Origin of the sequence: Glaciecola sp. KUL10, from assembly GCF_003203515.1 — a bacterium.
In the GTDB taxonomy this organism is placed as follows: domain Bacteria; phylum Pseudomonadota; class Gammaproteobacteria; order Enterobacterales; family Alteromonadaceae; genus Glaciecola.
On record NZ_BGNG01000002.1, the window covers coordinates 422,061 to 438,134 of the forward strand.

At 41.4% G+C, this 16,074-nt stretch carries 11 protein-coding genes; 6 read left to right on the plus strand and 5 right to left on the minus strand.

Annotated elements, in window-relative coordinates; genetic code table 11:
• The first annotated feature begins 195 nt into the window (after nucleotides 1-195).
• The 3 genes from KUL10_RS05755 to KUL10_RS05765 all read left to right on the plus strand — a co-directional run bounded on the left by KUL10_RS05755 (nucleotide 196) and on the right by KUL10_RS05765 (nucleotide 4,939).
• On the plus strand, nucleotides 196-2,784 hold the full coding sequence (locus KUL10_RS05755; protein WP_233499720.1) for a TonB-dependent receptor domain-containing protein: 2,589 nt from the start codon (nucleotides 196-198) through the stop codon (nucleotides 2,782-2,784).
• 92 nt (nucleotides 2,785-2,876) lie between these two features.
• Nucleotides 2,877-3,368, plus strand: coding sequence for a DUF255 domain-containing protein (locus tag KUL10_RS05760; RefSeq protein WP_158525328.1), 492 nt, complete (start codon nucleotides 2,877-2,879; stop codon nucleotides 3,366-3,368).
• A 152-nt stretch (nucleotides 3,369-3,520) separates the two neighbouring features.
• Nucleotides 3,521-4,939 (plus strand): sugar porter family MFS transporter, encoded by a 1,419-nt coding sequence (locus tag KUL10_RS05765; protein ID WP_110427940.1) that lies wholly within the window; start codon nucleotides 3,521-3,523, stop codon nucleotides 4,937-4,939.
• Nucleotides 4,940-4,984: 45 nt separating this feature from the next.
• On the opposite strand, the gene KUL10_RS05770 is transcribed toward KUL10_RS05765, so the two are convergent.
• From KUL10_RS05770 to KUL10_RS05780, 3 genes are all read right to left on the minus strand, one after another.
• Complete coding sequence (locus KUL10_RS05770) at nucleotides 4,985-6,247, minus strand: hypothetical protein (RefSeq protein WP_110427941.1); 1,263 nt, start codon at nucleotides 6,245-6,247, stop codon at nucleotides 4,985-4,987.
• A 62-nt stretch (nucleotides 6,248-6,309) separates the two neighbouring features.
• Nucleotides 6,310-7,230 carry a 23S rRNA (adenine(1618)-N(6))-methyltransferase RlmF gene (rlmF, locus tag KUL10_RS05775; RefSeq protein ID WP_110427942.1) on the minus strand — a complete coding sequence of 307 codons (921 nt, stop codon included), beginning with the start codon at nucleotides 7,228-7,230 and terminating at the stop codon, nucleotides 6,310-6,312.
• A gap of 3 nt (nucleotides 7,231-7,233) precedes the next feature.
• Entirely contained in the window at nucleotides 7,234-7,929 is a 696-nt protein-coding gene (locus tag KUL10_RS05780; RefSeq protein WP_110427943.1) for an SOS response-associated peptidase family protein, read from the minus strand.
• Nucleotides 7,930-8,035: 106 nt separating this feature from the next.
• On the opposite strand from KUL10_RS05780, the gene KUL10_RS05785 reads away from it, so the two are divergent.
• Nucleotides 8,036-10,063, plus strand: coding sequence for a methyl-accepting chemotaxis protein (locus KUL10_RS05785; RefSeq protein WP_110427944.1), 2,028 nt, complete (start codon nucleotides 8,036-8,038; stop codon nucleotides 10,061-10,063).
• 259 nt (nucleotides 10,064-10,322) lie between these two features.
• On the opposite strand, the gene KUL10_RS05790 is transcribed toward KUL10_RS05785, so the two are convergent.
• Complete coding sequence (locus KUL10_RS05790) at nucleotides 10,323-13,289, minus strand: TonB-dependent receptor domain-containing protein (protein ID WP_110427945.1); 2,967 nt, start codon at nucleotides 13,287-13,289, stop codon at nucleotides 10,323-10,325.
• 369 nt (nucleotides 13,290-13,658) lie between these two features.
• Between KUL10_RS05790 and KUL10_RS05795 the strand changes: the two genes are divergently transcribed.
• Both KUL10_RS05795 and KUL10_RS05800 read left to right on the plus strand, forming a co-directional pair.
• Nucleotides 13,659-14,741, plus strand: a complete 1,083-nt coding sequence (locus KUL10_RS05795) for a sensor histidine kinase (protein ID WP_110427946.1) — start codon at nucleotides 13,659-13,661, stop codon at nucleotides 14,739-14,741.
• A complete protein-coding gene (locus tag KUL10_RS05800) occupies nucleotides 14,734-15,486 on the plus strand; it encodes a LytTR family DNA-binding domain-containing protein (protein ID WP_110427947.1) in 753 nt (250 codons plus the stop codon). Before KUL10_RS05795 ends, KUL10_RS05800 begins: the two co-directional genes overlap by 8 nt.
• 112 nt (nucleotides 15,487-15,598) lie before the next feature.
• Here the strand turns inward: KUL10_RS05800 and KUL10_RS05805 are convergent, their stop codons facing one another.
• The gene (locus KUL10_RS05805; RefSeq protein ID WP_110427948.1) at nucleotides 15,599-15,961 is read right to left on the minus strand and encodes a hypothetical protein; all 363 of its coding nucleotides are present in this window, start codon (nucleotides 15,959-15,961) and stop codon (nucleotides 15,599-15,601) included.
• Nucleotides 15,962-16,074 lie beyond the last annotated feature (113 nt).

Genomic DNA, 16,074 nt, shown 5'->3' on the forward strand with positions numbered 1-16,074 from the left:
CGGCGGTTAAATCTACGTCCATATAGCACCCTCTTCTCTATCTCACTGTTTTCATATTTTCCGACGTGTGTTCCATTTTGTGATCCAAGCTTTAGCCTATCAACGTTATAGTATAACTTTACACTCATGATGTTATTTTATAACATTACGCAATAGTTAAACGTCAGAACTAAAATATATAAAACGGATTCAATAATGAAGTCAGCGGTAGTTTCAAAACATATTTTGTTTATTTCGGCATGCAGCCTAAGCTCGTTTGCAATGGCAAATAATATCAACGGTATTGTCAAAACAGAAAACGGTGAGATGCTCAATGAGGGTGTCGTTCAAGTCATGGGCACGAACAAGCGAGTGCCTATTCAAGAAGACGGTAGTTTTTCAATCACTGGGCTTGAAGCCGGTCAGATAGAGCTTCATGTATCTGCCCCTGCTTATGTTCACTCGACCGCTAAGTTAGTGCTTACTACTGCAGGTATTGATGATTTGGAAATTGAAGTGAGTAACGCCAGTATTGAGATCTTGGACGTTACTGCAAGTGCATTTCATGCATCAAGCATTGAGTCTGCAGCCCCCGTAAATGTGTTAGCAGGCGATGAGTTAAAGGCCAAGCAAAGTGCAACATTGGGAGAAACGTTGAAAAATGAAGTGGGCGTTCACAGCACATTTTACGCAGGAGTAACGAGTTCGCCCATTATCCGAGGCTTAGATGGCCCTAGAGTATTGATTACTCAAAATGGCATGGATGCAGGGGATGCATCACGGGTTGGCCCTGACCATTTAGTCTCAACTGAAGCCTCTACAGCAACACAAATTGAAGTGCTAAGAGGCCCTGCGACGCTATTTTATGGAAGCGGTGCTATTGGCGGTGTTGTCAATATAGTCGATGAGCGCATACCCAGTGACAATCAGACCGAGGGTGAAGTGACCGTCTCGCGCAACACCAATAATTCTGAAGAAGCGTTCTCAGGTGAATATAAATCAGCTGTAGGTGACTTCGCTTTCAATTTGCAAGGTTTCTACCGTGACAGCGATAGCTACCGTATACCTGGCTATGCTGAAAGCGAAGAAGCTCACGATGATGAGCATGAAGAAGAGCACGACGACGAACACGGTGATGAAGAACACGAGGGTTCAAAAGGGATTGTAGAAAATACTCAGTCACGAACACAAGGATTTACGATTGGCGGTAGCTATTTGTTAGACAACGGATTTATTGGTGCGTCTGTTGAACATCAGTCAAGCTTGTACGGAATACCCGGGCATGCTCATGGACATGAAGACGAACACGAAGAAGATCACGATGATGAACATGGTGAAGAAGAGCATGAAGAGGGCGAAGAAGAAATCATTCTTGGCGATATGCAACAAAATCGATACCAAATTGCGTCACGCCTATATTTAGATAACTCTATTTTTAATGAGTTTAATGGCACCTTATCTTTTACCAACTATACTCACGCCGAGATCGAAGATGGAGAAGAAGGAACGCGCTTTTCGAATGATTCTTTAGAAGGGCGTTTTGAATTATTGCATCAACCCATTATGGGATGGCGTGGTGGCTTAAGCTTGCATTATAAAGATTCAGACTTCGAAGCAATTGGTGAAGAAGCATTTACTCCACCTTCGAATACCCAAAGTCTTGGTTTAGGTATCATTGAAGAGCAGCATTTTGGCGATTGGTTAATTCAACTAGGCGCGCGAGTTGAGCGAGTTGAAATTGATGTGCCGGCATTGCAATTTGCAGATATTGAACTGCACAGCGAACATGAAGAAGATCACGATGACGAGCATGGTGAAGATGGCCACGACGAGCACGATGACGAGCATGGTGACTTAGGTGACCTAAGTGGTTTTTCAAAAGCCAGTTATACCCCCTTTAGTTTATCAGCTGGTGCAGTTTGGGACTTTAAACCAGGCTATAATTTCGGTATCTCCTACGTTGCCGCAGAACGTGCTCCTTCTACAGCCGAGCTATACGCATTTGGTCCCCATATTGGTACGTCAACATATGAATTAGGCGCTTTGTTTCAAGTAGAAGACGAAGGCGAAATTGAGATTAACCCTGCTGGTCTAAGAAAAGAAAAGTCGCAAAATATCGATATTTCTTTAAGAAAATTCAAAGGTGATTTCGGCTTTGTTATCAACGCTTTTTTCAATAGTGTTGATGATTATTACTATGCGGCTGACACAGGCTTTTTATTAGGTGAAGAGCATGGGCACGACGAGCATGACGAAGACATGCATGATGATGAGGCGCATCATGACGACGAGCATGCAGATGAAGAGCACGGTGAAGAAGGTCACGATGAGCATGGACACAGCGATGAGTTACCTGTATTTGCATATGTAAGTGAAGATGTTGAGTTATATGGTCTAGAAGCAGAGTTCAACTGGCGTGTTTCAAATAACTTTGCTGTTAAGGCTCAGGGCGACATTGTCAAGACTAAAATAGTTAGCCGCGGTGATGAGAATTTACCTCGTACGCCACCTGCACGATTTGGCTTAGCGATTGATTACTCTGACACAGCATGGAATGCATCATTGCAAGCGATGCGTTACTTCGAGCAAAAAGACGTAGCGAGTTTTGAAACACCCACCGATGGATATACGATAGTTGATTTTGATTTCAACTATTACATGCCAATGGGAAGTTCCGAACTTACCTTTTTCGCTAAGGCAAGAAACCTTACTGACCAAGATGCAAGAGTTCACACTTCTTTCTTGAAGGACTTGGCTCCGCTACCTGGACGCAGTTTCGTATTAGGTGTTAGAGCAAACTTTTAGTGTATTAGCTTAATAAAGTTAAAAGTTCTGAATTAAAAATAGGCCACGCTCGGTCTCATATTGTATCAATTACATAAATTATGAGAACTTGCATGGCCTTTTTGTTTGTTAATTTAAAGTCTGTACTCACTTTTTCTTTTCAAAGCCTTTTCTACAGGTTTTTTATTGTGCTCAGCTTTACCTTGTGTATTGCCTCTGCTAACGCTAATGATTGGCAGGATATTAATTGGCAGAATTATGAAGATGCTCGGGCAAGCGGGATGGATAAACCCGTTTTTGTATTTGCTGAATTACACTTTTGTGGTGCATGTAAAAAAATGAAGGAGGAAGTTTTTAACCAATCTGAGATCATCGAGCTTATCAATCAAGAATTTAAGCCAGTAAATATGAAATCATTTGGACTTTTTCCCAATAAACTGTCTGATTTAAAAGATGAGCGTGGTGAAGCCTTATCTTTGCTAGGTTCACCGGCATTAGTAGTGGTGTATAAAAACCAATATAAGTTGGTTTATGGCTTCCAAAACAAAGCTCAATTAACTAAATTACTCACCGAAAGTTTGTTGGCAATTGAGTCTGCCAGTTAATAAATTTTACTTTGCTATTCCCTTTTATCCCATTTAGGTAACAGCTTGCCGAATTCGCTATAAATTCAGGCAATTTGCAAGCTTTTACTTTCGACATCTCAGTATTTAGTCGTTAACATACCGTTCACAATTAATGAACGGAAGCATGTAAAATGTCTTATTCCACTGGTGCGACTGATAGTCGACAAAATACCTTTTCTATCATTTTAATAAGCTGTGTTGCCACTATAGGTGGATTTTTATTTGGTTATGACAGCGGTGTAATCAATGGAACGGTCGATGGCTTGAGAGCTGCATTTGACTCAAATGAAATGGGCACTGGGTTCAATGTAGCCAGTATGCTTTTAGGTTGCGCAATAGGTGCTTTTTTTGCGGGTAAGCTTGCAGACCAATATGGCCGCAAAAGCCTTTTAATCGTGGCTGCTGTGTTTTTTATCGCAAGCGCTTGGGGTTCAGGTATCGCCTCGTCGTCAATGGAATTTATCGTCTATCGCATTCTAGGTGGTTTGGCTGTAGGTGCGGCATCTGTAATGGCGCCTGCTTACATCTCGGAAATTGCACCTGCACACATAAGGGGACGTTTAACGACCATTCAACAGATTGCCATTATATCTGGATTGTTTTGTGCATTTGTTAGCAATTACCTCATTGCAAACACTGCAGGAGCTTCAACCGTTGAATGGTTGTTGGGATATGAAGCTTGGCGTTGGATGTTTTGGGTGGAGTTAATCCCAGCAGTCGTATTTTTAGTCTTATTGTTATTCATACCTGAAAGTCCACGATACTTGGCCCTTGTCAAACAGGATGATAAGGCAGCAAGCGTACTAAGTAAGTTGTTTGGCGCACAATCCGCTAACGAGATGTTAACTGACATCAAAGCTTCAATCAGCCAACAGACACAGCCGAAGCTAAGTGACTTAATCGACGATAAAACTCAAAAAGTACGCAATATTGTATGGGTAGGTATCGGGTTGGCTGTTTTTCAGCAATTGGTGGGGATAAACGTTGTTTTCTACTATGGTGCAGTATTGTGGCAAGCTGTTGGTTTCTCAGAGGCAGACTCATTGATGATCAATATTATCAGTGGCGCCGTGAGTATTGCGGCATGTATCATAACCATCTTTTTGATCGACAAAATTGGACGTAAACCCTTTTTAGTCATTGGCTCTATCGGCATGAGCGTAACGCTTGCAATGATGGTTTTTGCCTTCGCTAGCGCTGATTTTAATGCTCAGACTAATCAGCTTGATTTAGGCGAATTAGGTACCTTGGCGCTGATATCAGCAAATGCATATGTGTTTTTCTTCAACCTTTCATGGGGCCCCGTGATGTGGGTCATGTTAGGAGAAATGTTCCCTAATCAAATTAGAGGTTCGGGTTTAGCAGTAGCTGGATTGTCACAATGGGGCGCTAATTTCTTAATCACTATGAGCTTCCCGGTCATGCTGGCGAGTATTGGTCTTGCTGGTGCGTATGGCTTTTATGCAATTAGCGCACTTGTATCAGTAGCCTTCGTGCTTAAATATGTGAATGAAACCAAAGGCTTAACACTTGAGCAAATGAAAGGGTAAACCTAGTTTTAATTCTATTGTGCAGGTGAAAAGAGCGTTATCAAATCATGCTTTGATAACGCTCTGGCCATATTTGTTTTGATAAGCTTGATTAAATGTTTCGAGGTTCTCAAAGCCACATGCTATTGCAACTTGCTCTGGCAAATTTCCTTTTTCTATTAGTTCATATGCTTCGGCCAATCGACAACTGCTAATGTACTGCGCTGTTGTATGAACGATTCGTTTATTTAATAAAAAGTCTATCTTGGGTAGCGGTATATTCAGCAGTTCTGCCAATTGATGTGCGTTAAAGTCCTGCTTATGGTAGTTATCTGCCACATTTTGCCTAACGAGGTCCAGTATTTGGTTATCAAGGTCTTTTGAATTGCTCTCACTTTTTACACTCGACGGCCGATTGATTGCGCCTGTTTTCGAGTTTTGTAACAGTGCATATTGTGCTTTGCTGTTCGATTTGATCGTACTGATGATTTGAAGTGCACTTATCGGCTCAGAGATAACATCTAATACATCAAGTTCTAGTAACTTAATTTTTGATTCGATTTCCAATTCGGGTACAACAACAAAAATAGGAATGTTAGCTTGTTTAAAAGGACTATCTTCTGCCAATAGTGCTATTACTTTATCAACGCTACCCCGCACCACCAGTAATTCAGATTGCTCTGAATTAAATTCATGCAAGTTATTAAGATTATATACCTTAAGTTCATAGTGCTTGGCCAAAATTATGGGAAGTTGGGCGAGAGGCCGCTCGTCTAAGTCAATATACAAAGCTGTTGCATGCTGATTGAAATCCACTTCATTTTGAAGACTGGCAAGTGTTAGGTGTTGAGCTTTCATTTGCCGAATGCTGGGAGATAGCTCTCTTTCAATTGACTCAAATTTTGAAATGTTCCATGTAAGTAAGGACCCAACGTGATTTGTTTCACAGCTCAAACGCCAACCGTGGTGAGCATAAATTTGGTTTAAAATATCGATATCAGACTGTTGAAAATAAAATTCGTCGATTTGTTCCATCGCGTGGCTTATCTCAAACTCTATTACCATTTCATCTTCATATGAGTGCGAAAATACTAAGATGTAATCTGGCGTGTAAAAGTTTACGGTGGCTTTGTTTAACACATACTCAATGATAGAACGAAAGCTCTCTGGTGGCGCATTGACTAAATGGTAGTCAGTAAAACTCCATTCGTATCGAATTTGTTTCTCATCTAGTAGCGTTTCAAATGCTAATAAGTATTTCAGCAACTCATCTTCGGCGATTAATGGTTCGCTTTCAGGTTTGGCATACGGATCTAATTTTGCACTCATATCAATTTCATTCACCCACAACTAACTAGGTTAACGGTTGTATATTGATTTACGTGAGTCTTTTATTCTTTAAAGGTCCATGTAATAAACCGACTTATTTTATTGCCTTGGTACATGTCGATTTGTCTTATTTCCCTTGCATCTATATGCTGTAGTAGTTTGAGAAGCGGCTTTAAATTCGCGCTTTTGGATACGAGACAAGTGAATATGCCAACTTGTGAACCTACTTCGACGCTCTCTTTAATCATATTTGTGATGAATCTGAGCTCCCCTCCATCACACCAAAGTTCATTATTTTGCCCACCAAAGTTTAGTTCACTTGTTGTGTTATGCGATGAAAATACGGCTTTCTTGCTGCTGCGTTTTCGTTGATTGTGCTTAAGCCCTCTAAGCTTTCTTTGGTTACCAGACAGCGCCGCTTGTCGCGAGCTATGAAAAGGTGGGTTACACATTGTAAAATCAACGTACTCCCTTTCCTTTAAAATGTTTTTAAAAAAGCATTGTTTGTCTGTCTGAAGGCGCAGTTTGATGCGTTTCTTAAGATGCGAGTTTGCTTCAATTATCGTTTTGGCACTAGAAAATGATACTTGCTCAATATCACTGGCGATAAAATGCCACTTATACGCTTGACTGCCGATGATCGGGTACACCAGGTTCGCACCGGTGCCGATATCTAGGCCCACAATTTTACGTTTTGGAGATCCCAGCGTTTGATTTTTGGCTAATAGCTCAGCGATATGATGAATATAGTCTGCTCTTCCAGGCACGGCAGGGCACAGGTAGCCATCAGGAATATCCCAAAAGTGAATCGCATAATAACGCGATAACAAAGCTGAATTTAGTGCTTTTACCGCTTTTGAATTTGCAAAGTCTATACTCGTCTTGCCCTTGGTACTGATTGTGAGAAACGGCTTTAAATCTGGGTAGTGCTGGCTAAGTGCCTCGAAGTCATACCCATTTTTGTGAATATTGTTGCGATGCATAAATTAGGCAATGTCCGAGATGAGTGTGGCCGCGGGTGTTGATTTCATTATTTGTTTGTCTCTGTAGGTTTTGACTCGCTGTACATGTAAGGTTGGATACAACACAGGATTTGCGAGTAAATAGTCAATTTCAGGGTGTGTTTCAATATTGGGATCCAACCACATATTTAGAAACTTTGCATCCATCGGCAAAAAGCACGGGAATGCCTTATCGTGATAAGGTTCCATTTTGGGATGAGCATCACGTGTTATCACTGCACAGCTATATTTTCGGTTTTCGAACGCTCGATAAAGCGCGGCGAGCGCAAATACACCGTTTGACTGCATATAATATCGATGTCTTGTTTTGCCTATCAGTTTAGATTCGCCAATGCCAGTCGCAAATACGACCGCCCGTTGATACTTTAGTGCTCGTCGCCAGTAAGGGCTTTCTAAATTTCGAGCATTAAACGTTGTTCGAGCACCTGTTAACAAGTCTTCACCGCTTTCAATACAATCAAACCACCAAGTCGCACTTACCTGATGTTTAAAGCGCTTAGTTTGGATAACAATATCTAGCGTTTTATTCGTATCTTGACCAAAGGCAGGGTAGAAGTGCCTAAAACTGGGGGGATGCATAAAGGGCAAATAATCGGAAAAGTCAGGATCTTGCATAATTGATCCCTGTTGCTCGCCATTTATTTCTATGTAGCCACACATACTCACTTACCTTTATAAAGTCACTTCAAAAAAACGGAACGTTGTTCGAATAACGTTCAAGCTTCATCATGCGAAGCCGATATCTAAACAACATAATGTCAGTTTGATGCCTACTTCAATCCGCTGGAAGACAATAAGTGCAACTAGACTAGATAAGGAAATTAACTTGCAAGCTTGGTTATCAAAACGAATCGTCAGTTTATCTTTGGCAGCACCGGTCCTGTTATTTATAGTATTAGTGTACACATTAGTTCAGTCATTTGATGAACTATCACAAGCCAATCTTACAAAACACGCTGCGCAACTCAATCAGAGGGTTCATGCTTTAACTTCGAATGTACAAATTGAGCGAGGAATGAGCGCTAGTTTTGTTTCTTCTTTAAATCAAGACATTCCAGCAAATTTAGTTGCACAGCGGGCCAAGGTTGATGTGGAAATCTCAAATGTCTTATCGGTTGCTCGCGAAAGTAAAATACCCAACCTTGATACGAGTTTTATATCGCCGCTATTAGCATTGACCGAAGACGTTCAACAAGCTCGTAAGTCTATTGACGCCAAATCGATTACTAGTAAACAGGTTATCGCAAAGTACTCAGACAAAACCCATTTTTTGATTAACTATGGCGGCTCACTAATCGAGTTAACACATAGTTCAGACAGTAAGCAAAAAATGATGTTACTGTTTGAAATGGCACTGTTGCAAGAGAATGCCGGTTTAGAGAGAGCGATGTTGGCAACGGTGTTTAATAGTCGGTCGCTACCTGAGCAATTAAACATCGATATCCAAAAGAGAGTCTATATCCAAGATCAACTTATTGAAGACTTGGAAGTACTATCTAGAGGTGAATTTTTAACTTCAATGAAAGCCTTTGAAGAGGGGCCCGCTTCGCAATTAGTGTCTAAATTCAGAGACATAGCATTCTCCAGAGATTTCGAACAACATCAGGTGACGAGTGAAGATTGGTTTAACGCTGCAACAGAGCGTATAAATGGTTTATCTCAAATTAAGCGCGATTTGTTTGAACTACTAAAAAAGTATGCGAGTGAAGCAAGTTCTCAAGCGATGTTTATTGTGGTGCTTGATATCATGTTTATCTTACTGCTGATTATTATAAGTGTCGCGATTGCTTTGGTACTTAATCTGAGAAAGAAACAATCGCAAGAACTTCAAGAAAAATTAAACTGCATCACCAGTCATCATGATTTAACTATCACGATCGATAAACGTTCTAACGATGATTTAGGCAATGTAGTTGAACTAATCAATCAACTCATCGCTGAATTCAGACATGATTTTCAAGAGTTTCAAAATTCGGCGAATGAAATCGCATCGGCAAGTGAACAAGGCGCCCAGTCGGCGGATCGCACTAATAGAACGCTTATTGAACAAGAGCAAAGTCTGTCATTGAGTTTGATGTCAGCAGAAGGTGTCAGTCTAGCGATTGATGAAGATATGAAATCGGTATCGTCGCTCACTCAATATGCAAAAAAATCCAATGAAATGGTTGTTGATGGCACATCTAAGGTTGTTTCCGCAGTGAATAGTATTCGCGTAACATCTGACAAGGTGGAAGGGGTCGGTCAGGTCGTTGAACAACTCAATGAACGCGTTGATGATATTTTGAAAATGGTTGATGTTATTCGTTCAGTAGCAGACCAAACTAATCTTCTTGCACTTAATGCGGCAATAGAAGCAGCAAGAGCTGGAGAGCAGGGGAGAGGTTTTGCTGTCGTCGCTGATGAAGTCAGAGCGCTAGCCAAACGCACACAAGACACAACAGAAGAGATTGCTCAAGTCGTTGATAAGTTAAATGAATCTTCTAGTATTGCATTCAATTCGATAGCTGAAAGTGCCACTGCCGCAAGTGAGTCAGTGTCTTTTGCAGAAGAGATCAGCGAAGTATTACAGCAAGTTAGCGGCAATATGAATGATCTTGAAGGGCTGGTTGCAAACGTTGCTCAATCAGCAGAGCAACAGAGTTTTTCCCTTGTTCATGTCACCAAAGAAATTAAATTAATCGGTGAGGCAAGCGCAGAAAATAGAGAATCGGCAGAACAAGTCGCCTCTGTATCATTGGAGCTATCATCGGTTGCTCAACAGATGTTAGACAATATTAAACGCTATAAAGTGTGAATATTGAGTCATGTTGATAATAGCGAAGTTGTTAGGGATCAATTAAGGCAAAAAATAAGCAAAAAAAAGAAGGCGAACATCGCCTTCTAATATATCCAATGTCTAGGGAGAGCATTAAGATATATAAATAGGCTACGTGGCTTGTATTCAGATGTTAAGTGACGTGGGATAAACGGCGGTTTTGCTGGGATGAAATGCACATAAAAGCTATAAAAAAGCTGAGACAACTGCCTCAGCTTTTTCGTTCATGAACGTTTCATTAAAAACGAAAGTTCACACCAAGCTTATAAATTCTACCCAATGTGTCATATTGGCTTGGGAAGGTATTACCAGAGTTAGCGCGCGTTGCGCCAATCTGGTTACCCAAAGCGGGTGGCTCTTTACCTAGCATATTATCCACACCTGCAGTAACTACCGCCCAATCCGTCACGTTATAACTTGCGAACAAGTCAAAGTAGTCGTATGACTCAACACTTCTAAACGCTTCAAATCTAAGTGATGCTTCAGGCAGCTCTACATCAACAGAGTTAATATGACGCCACTGAAGTGACACGGTAAGGTCATTCATTTTCCACGTTGTGCGTTGTATCCATCTTAAGTCAGAAATAGGCGTACAGCTTGTGCCGTAAAAACCTTTACAATCAATCACCGGCACATTGTCAGAACTTTGAGACTCTTGGGTCAAATACTTATTGATATTAGCGGTAAAGAATAAATCACCGTAGTCTTCTAGGTCATAGCCTACGTTAAGGGATATTTCGACGCCTTCTGCTCGCAAGAATTTCAAATTACTGGTAAATAAATTAACGCCGGCCGAAGAGCCCGTTAAATCTCCACCTACGCGATTAATCTTGTCACACTCGCTTTGCAGGCCTTGAATATAGCAAGAGTCCAATACCTCCTGAGCGGAAAAGTTACCAATGATGTCTTGAATATCAATGTCATAGTAATCAGCAGAGAGTGTAAATTCGCTGAACATTTCAAAGTTGGGCGTCCATACAAAACCTGCCGTCGTTGTGTCAGCTTCTTCTGGACCTGGAGGCGAAGTAGGATCGCTGCCCGCAAAGGTATTGATCTGACCTGAGATAATATCGGGTATGACGCCTACTTGAGCATCCGACATGCCCGTCGAAATACAAAGCTGTCTTAACGTTGCATCGATATTACCGGCATTTGCAACGGAGCAAGGATCCTGCGTCGCATTGCTTAGGCCTGATGTGACAGGTGATGATAACTCAGCGACGTTTGGCGCGCGGTTGGCGCGTTGTTTCATTACACGAACAAGCAGAGTTTCGACTGGTCGCCAATTAAGGCCGTACTTCCAAGAATCCGTGGTGCCAATAGTGTCATAGTCAGAAGTTCTAAACCCAAATTCGAAATCCAGTTTATCAGCAAACGCTAAGCCATCTGCAATCGGCAAAATACCTTCAAAATAGAAGTCCTGAGTGCTGTAGCCACCTTCGATTGGAAGTAAATTACCACCTGCGCCGCCTTGGCAACTTGCGGGGGCCAGTTTCAAGCATTCATCAGGATCCAATAGGCCCGTTTCATTTCTAAATTCAAAGCCTACACTCACAGCTAATGGTGCTGTTGCACTTGGCAATTCAAGCATGTCGATCGGGCCGGTAAATATAAGCGATCCAATTTCTTGCTCATACTTTTGCTGTTGAATCGCGATTGCTCTTGCAAAGCCTGCCATTTCTTCGGTGATAGTGCCAAATCCGCCAAACAAATCGATCGGAACACATGTACCACCTGATGCACAGGTTACGCCGTCTCTGGTATCAAGCGCAGCTTGAATATTTGGCAGATTGGTATAACCATCCCGGATCGTGGTGCGGTTCGATTCACCATATTGATACGATACATCATATTCCCAACTCTCACCGATGAATCCTCGAACACCAAGGTTAAGTTGCCAAATGTCAGAATCAAAACGCTCTGTTCTAGGGCCTAATTCTAGTGTTCGACGTCTTAACCTAACGTTAATTGAGTCTTCACTATCAACCACGCCATTGGCGTTGGTATCGGTCCAACTGCCACCATTAACTAGTGAACCATCATTAACTGCGCTATTTGCTCCATCGAGGATCCAAGATAGCGCTTGGTCACTAATAAATGGGTTGTACAACGGCAAAGTAAATTGAGCCCCAAATGTACCTGATGGTGCAACCTGTTGATCAACTGAGCTATTTGAATAGTTAAACGAACCATAAACTTCCGCATAATCATTAATAATATAGTTTACGATAGCCGTCGCAGAGTAGCGCTGTGCAGGTGTTTGGTAAAAATTAAACGGGTTGAAATTAAATCGACTACACTGCTCATCTAACGTGCGGTCATCTCTAAATTGCCCACTAACACCGGTTCCGATCAATTCAAAGCGGGTAGGGATTGCAGTTGTAGAACCACTGCCATTTACAAAGTCTACTACATTTGGTCCGCCGCAGCCTGCAACTGGTTCAGCGGGTGCTTGCCCGGCTAAAAACTCAGCGTAGCCTGCACCTGTATTTGAATTGATGCCTAATTGCCCAAGTGGTCGCTGGCCTAATCTAATTGCTTCACGCTCGAACCAACCGATTGAAACAACTGCATTGCCTTTGTCTTCGGCAAAGTTTCCACCGATGGTAAGCGACATACTGTCTTGGTCACCATCTGATTCATCTGTTTGTGAGTGATTGGCACTAAATTCAACGCCCTCAAAGTCTTTTTTAAGGATGACGTTGACTGCTCCTGCTACCGCATCAGAGCCATAAACCGCAGATGCACCACCGGTCACCACGTCTATTCTTTCAATTAAAGCGGTTGGAATATTTGTGGTATCCACTTGGCCATTAAAATTAAACGGCACCATGCGCTTTCCATCTAAAAGAACAAGGTTACGTTGAGCGCCTAATCCTCTTAGATCAATTGTTGCAGCACCTGCTGTGCCATTGTTTGCATTACTGCCATCTGCGGGAATGGTCGCTGGGAGTGCCCTAAGTACTCTTTCAAATTCTGGGGTCCCCGCAAATTCAATGGCTTCTTCGCCGATTGAAATTATCGGACTGGTCGATTCAACGCCTGGCTCGCGAATACGACTACCCGTGACGGATATTTTTTCAACCTGTTTGACGCCGTCAGGTTCACCTTGTTGTGCTGCGTTTGCGGTTGTAGATAACGCACTTGTTCCGGCAATCGCTAAAGCGAGACTGACAGCAAGCGATAGATTAGACTTTTTATACATATAATTCTCCCTTTCTCATCCTTTGCTCCGAGGGTAAAGATGAGCTGTGTTGAGGCTTGTTTTAACTTGTGTTCATCGCAACGTTATGTCGTAAAGTCCTTTGTCACTAGAGTGATTACTTAAGCAGCCGTGATTATGTGATGACTTGGGGGGACTCAGTGTTAAGCGGGGAGAACTTTTTTCTAAACATGGGGCATCATGAGTATTGGATAGTTGATTCGCTATAACAGGTGCCCATTTAGCCCAATAATTTATAAATACTTTGTTACCAAATGCAGGTTTGGTGTTACGAATGCTTACTTTTTTTAGGTGGATTTATCATCAAAATAAGCGTATTTTGAAATCATACAAGGACGAAAAAGCAGAACTATGCTTCACGATAAGACTCAATCATTGCGATATTTTTGGTTTACCAATACGCTGTTTTGGTTGGCCGTTTTGGGCGTAATGACGCATGTTCAATATACTGCGATTTTCGAGACAGAATATCGTTTGACCTGGGTTCAAACTTGGCTGCGCTTGAGTCCTTGGTATCTTTCGTGGATCCCGTTAACCAGCGCTATTTTCAGTTTAGTCCGTTATTGCGACAAGCAGCAATTTTCAAAGATACGAAGTGCGCTGCATTATTTTGCGGCCTGTGTATTGCTCTTACCTTTATATTGGTTATTTGCAACGGCAGTGCGACAGTATATCCGCGATCTGCCATACAGCCAGTTACTCACAGATCTGGTTGATATTGTAATGAGCAGTGCCCAATTAGATCTTATTATTTTTGCTGCAGTGCTCGCATTGGCACTTGCATTGCGCTTTTATCACAATGCAATAAGCAAAAGTGTTGAGTTAAAGCGTTTACAAGGTGCTTTTGCGCAAGAGCAACTCAAAGCGCTTCGTTCTCAACTTAACCCTCATTTTTTATTCAATACTCTCAATACCATTGCAAGTTTGATAAGACTTAAGCAACAAGAGCAGGCTATTTTTGCCCTCTCTCAACTCAGTAGTATGCTTAGGCAGGTATTAGAAAGTAAAAATGACCAAGACGTAAAAGTGAAAGACGAGGTTGCTTTCATTCAAAGCTACATCGAGATTCAAAAGCTTAGGTTCAGAGATAAATTGCAAACGAGTATGCAAATTAATGATGATTGTTTGGAACTAGAGATACCAAATATGCTGCTTCAACCTTTGGTTGAAAATGCTATTCAGCATGGCTCACAACTTGAGTCTAACAATAATCCAGTCAATATCGAGATTTTTAAACAACACAACATACTCAATATTGTAATGATAAACAAAGTCGCCCAAGTGTCAGATCACAAAGGCTTTGGTATTGGCATTAAAAACACACGCGCAAGACTTGAGCGACTATACGGTGATTTTAAACTTGAACTTGATGAGTTAAATAATGAGCTATTTCAAACCACACTTAAACTTCCAATAGGAGGCCGATGTGCTTAATGTTCTTATTGCAGACGATGAAAACCTTGCACGAGAATCTGTAAAACTACTCCTTGAGGACATTCCATATATAAGTGATATCTTTGAAGCTAATGACGGTCATCAGGCATTGCAGAAAGCGATCGAATATCAGCCTGATATTGTTGTTTTGGATGTGGAAATGCCTGGCATCTCAGGTGTTGATGTCGCTCGTCATTTACCCAAAAAGTGCGTTGTGATTTTCGCAACAGCTTATAACAACTATGCAATTGAAGCCTTTGAACTCAATGCAATTGATTATGTGTTAAAGCCGTTTGAAGACACCCGTTTCTTAGCTTCCTTTCAACGAGCGGTTCAACGTTGCCAAGAAAAGGAAGCGTATAATCCTAGGTTACAAGAAGCATTGTCACAACTAACTTCAAGAAACGCCGACGTTCATAAAAAGCGTTTGGTGGTCAAAGATCCAGGCCGAATAAGGCTAATCGATGTGGATTGTATTCAGTATATTGCTGGTGCGGGTAATTACGCAGAGTTACATTTAGAAGATGGGCGCACCGTTTTGCATCGCGAAACCCTTTGCGAATTAGAGCGACAACTCAACCCAGATGATTTTGTGAGGATTCATCGGTCTACCATTGCCAAGCGAAAAAGCATAGTCGAGCTTAGGCCTAATGATAAAGGGGATTACTTGGTCATGCTCGAAAATGGTGACACGCTTACACTGTCTAGAAGAAACCGCGATAAACTAGAAGAGTTAATGCAATAAGTTAAGCTCTTTTAAACTGCCAAAATATCAGTTTTGCCAAGTAATAAAGCGCTAACACCAAAACTATCACGCATAAGTCAAACAGCAAATAGTATTGCAATTGAGACATGATTCATCCTTTTGAATTATTTAACTGCGAGGTTTTGTCTTTGATAAAGTACGTGGCAAGGCTTTCAAAACGTTGACACATGCTTAGGTAATTAGGTTTTTCTAATACCTCATACAACACGGGTTTCACCTGTTTGAAAATTCGGTAACTGTGATGTCTCCATTCCTGACTGAGCAAATCATCACATAAGACTTCTTCAAAGGTTTTGATCATTCGTAAATAAACGTGTTTTGCATTTTCAAAAGAGGGCGCGTTTTTGGCTTCCTCTAATGATAAGTGCACGTAACAATTGATAATTTCCTTACCATATTGCTGGTGGGGTTCTCTTATTGCACGTTCGTAGCAGTCTAGTTGATAGCAGTACATTTATTTAAACCTAAATGATAATGATTATCAATAAGGTTGGTTTGCTGTGCTTGTGATGTCAAGCTTAGTGAACTGATAGTCTGAGTATCTATCGCCTATAAATATTTCCCATT

Coding starts and splice junctions, on each gene's coding strand:
- KUL10_RS05790 (WP_110427945.1), bottom strand. CDS start 13,289: ATGTATAAAAAGTCTAATCTATCGCTTGCTGTCAGTCTCGCTTTAGCG.
- KUL10_RS05785 (WP_110427944.1), top strand. CDS start 8,036: ATGCCTACTTCAATCCGCTGGAAGACAATAAGTGCAACTAGACTAGAT.
- rlmF (WP_110427942.1), bottom strand. CDS start 7,230: ATGCATCGCAACAATATTCACAAAAATGGGTATGACTTCGAGGCACTT.
- KUL10_RS05780 (WP_110427943.1), bottom strand. CDS start 7,929: ATGTGTGGCTACATAGAAATAAATGGCGAGCAACAGGGATCAATTATG.
- KUL10_RS05795 (WP_110427946.1), top strand. CDS start 13,659: ATGCTTCACGATAAGACTCAATCATTGCGATATTTTTGGTTTACCAAT.
- KUL10_RS05765 (WP_110427940.1), top strand. CDS start 3,521: ATGTCTTATTCCACTGGTGCGACTGATAGTCGACAAAATACCTTTTCT.
- KUL10_RS05755 (WP_233499720.1), top strand. CDS start 196: ATGAAGTCAGCGGTAGTTTCAAAACATATTTTGTTTATTTCGGCATGC.
- KUL10_RS05760 (WP_158525328.1), top strand. CDS start 2,877: ATGGCCTTTTTGTTTGTTAATTTAAAGTCTGTACTCACTTTTTCTTTT.
- KUL10_RS05805 (WP_110427948.1), bottom strand. CDS start 15,961: ATGTACTGCTATCAACTAGACTGCTACGAACGTGCAATAAGAGAACCC.
- KUL10_RS05770 (WP_110427941.1), bottom strand. CDS start 6,247: ATGAGTGCAAAATTAGATCCGTATGCCAAACCTGAAAGCGAACCATTA.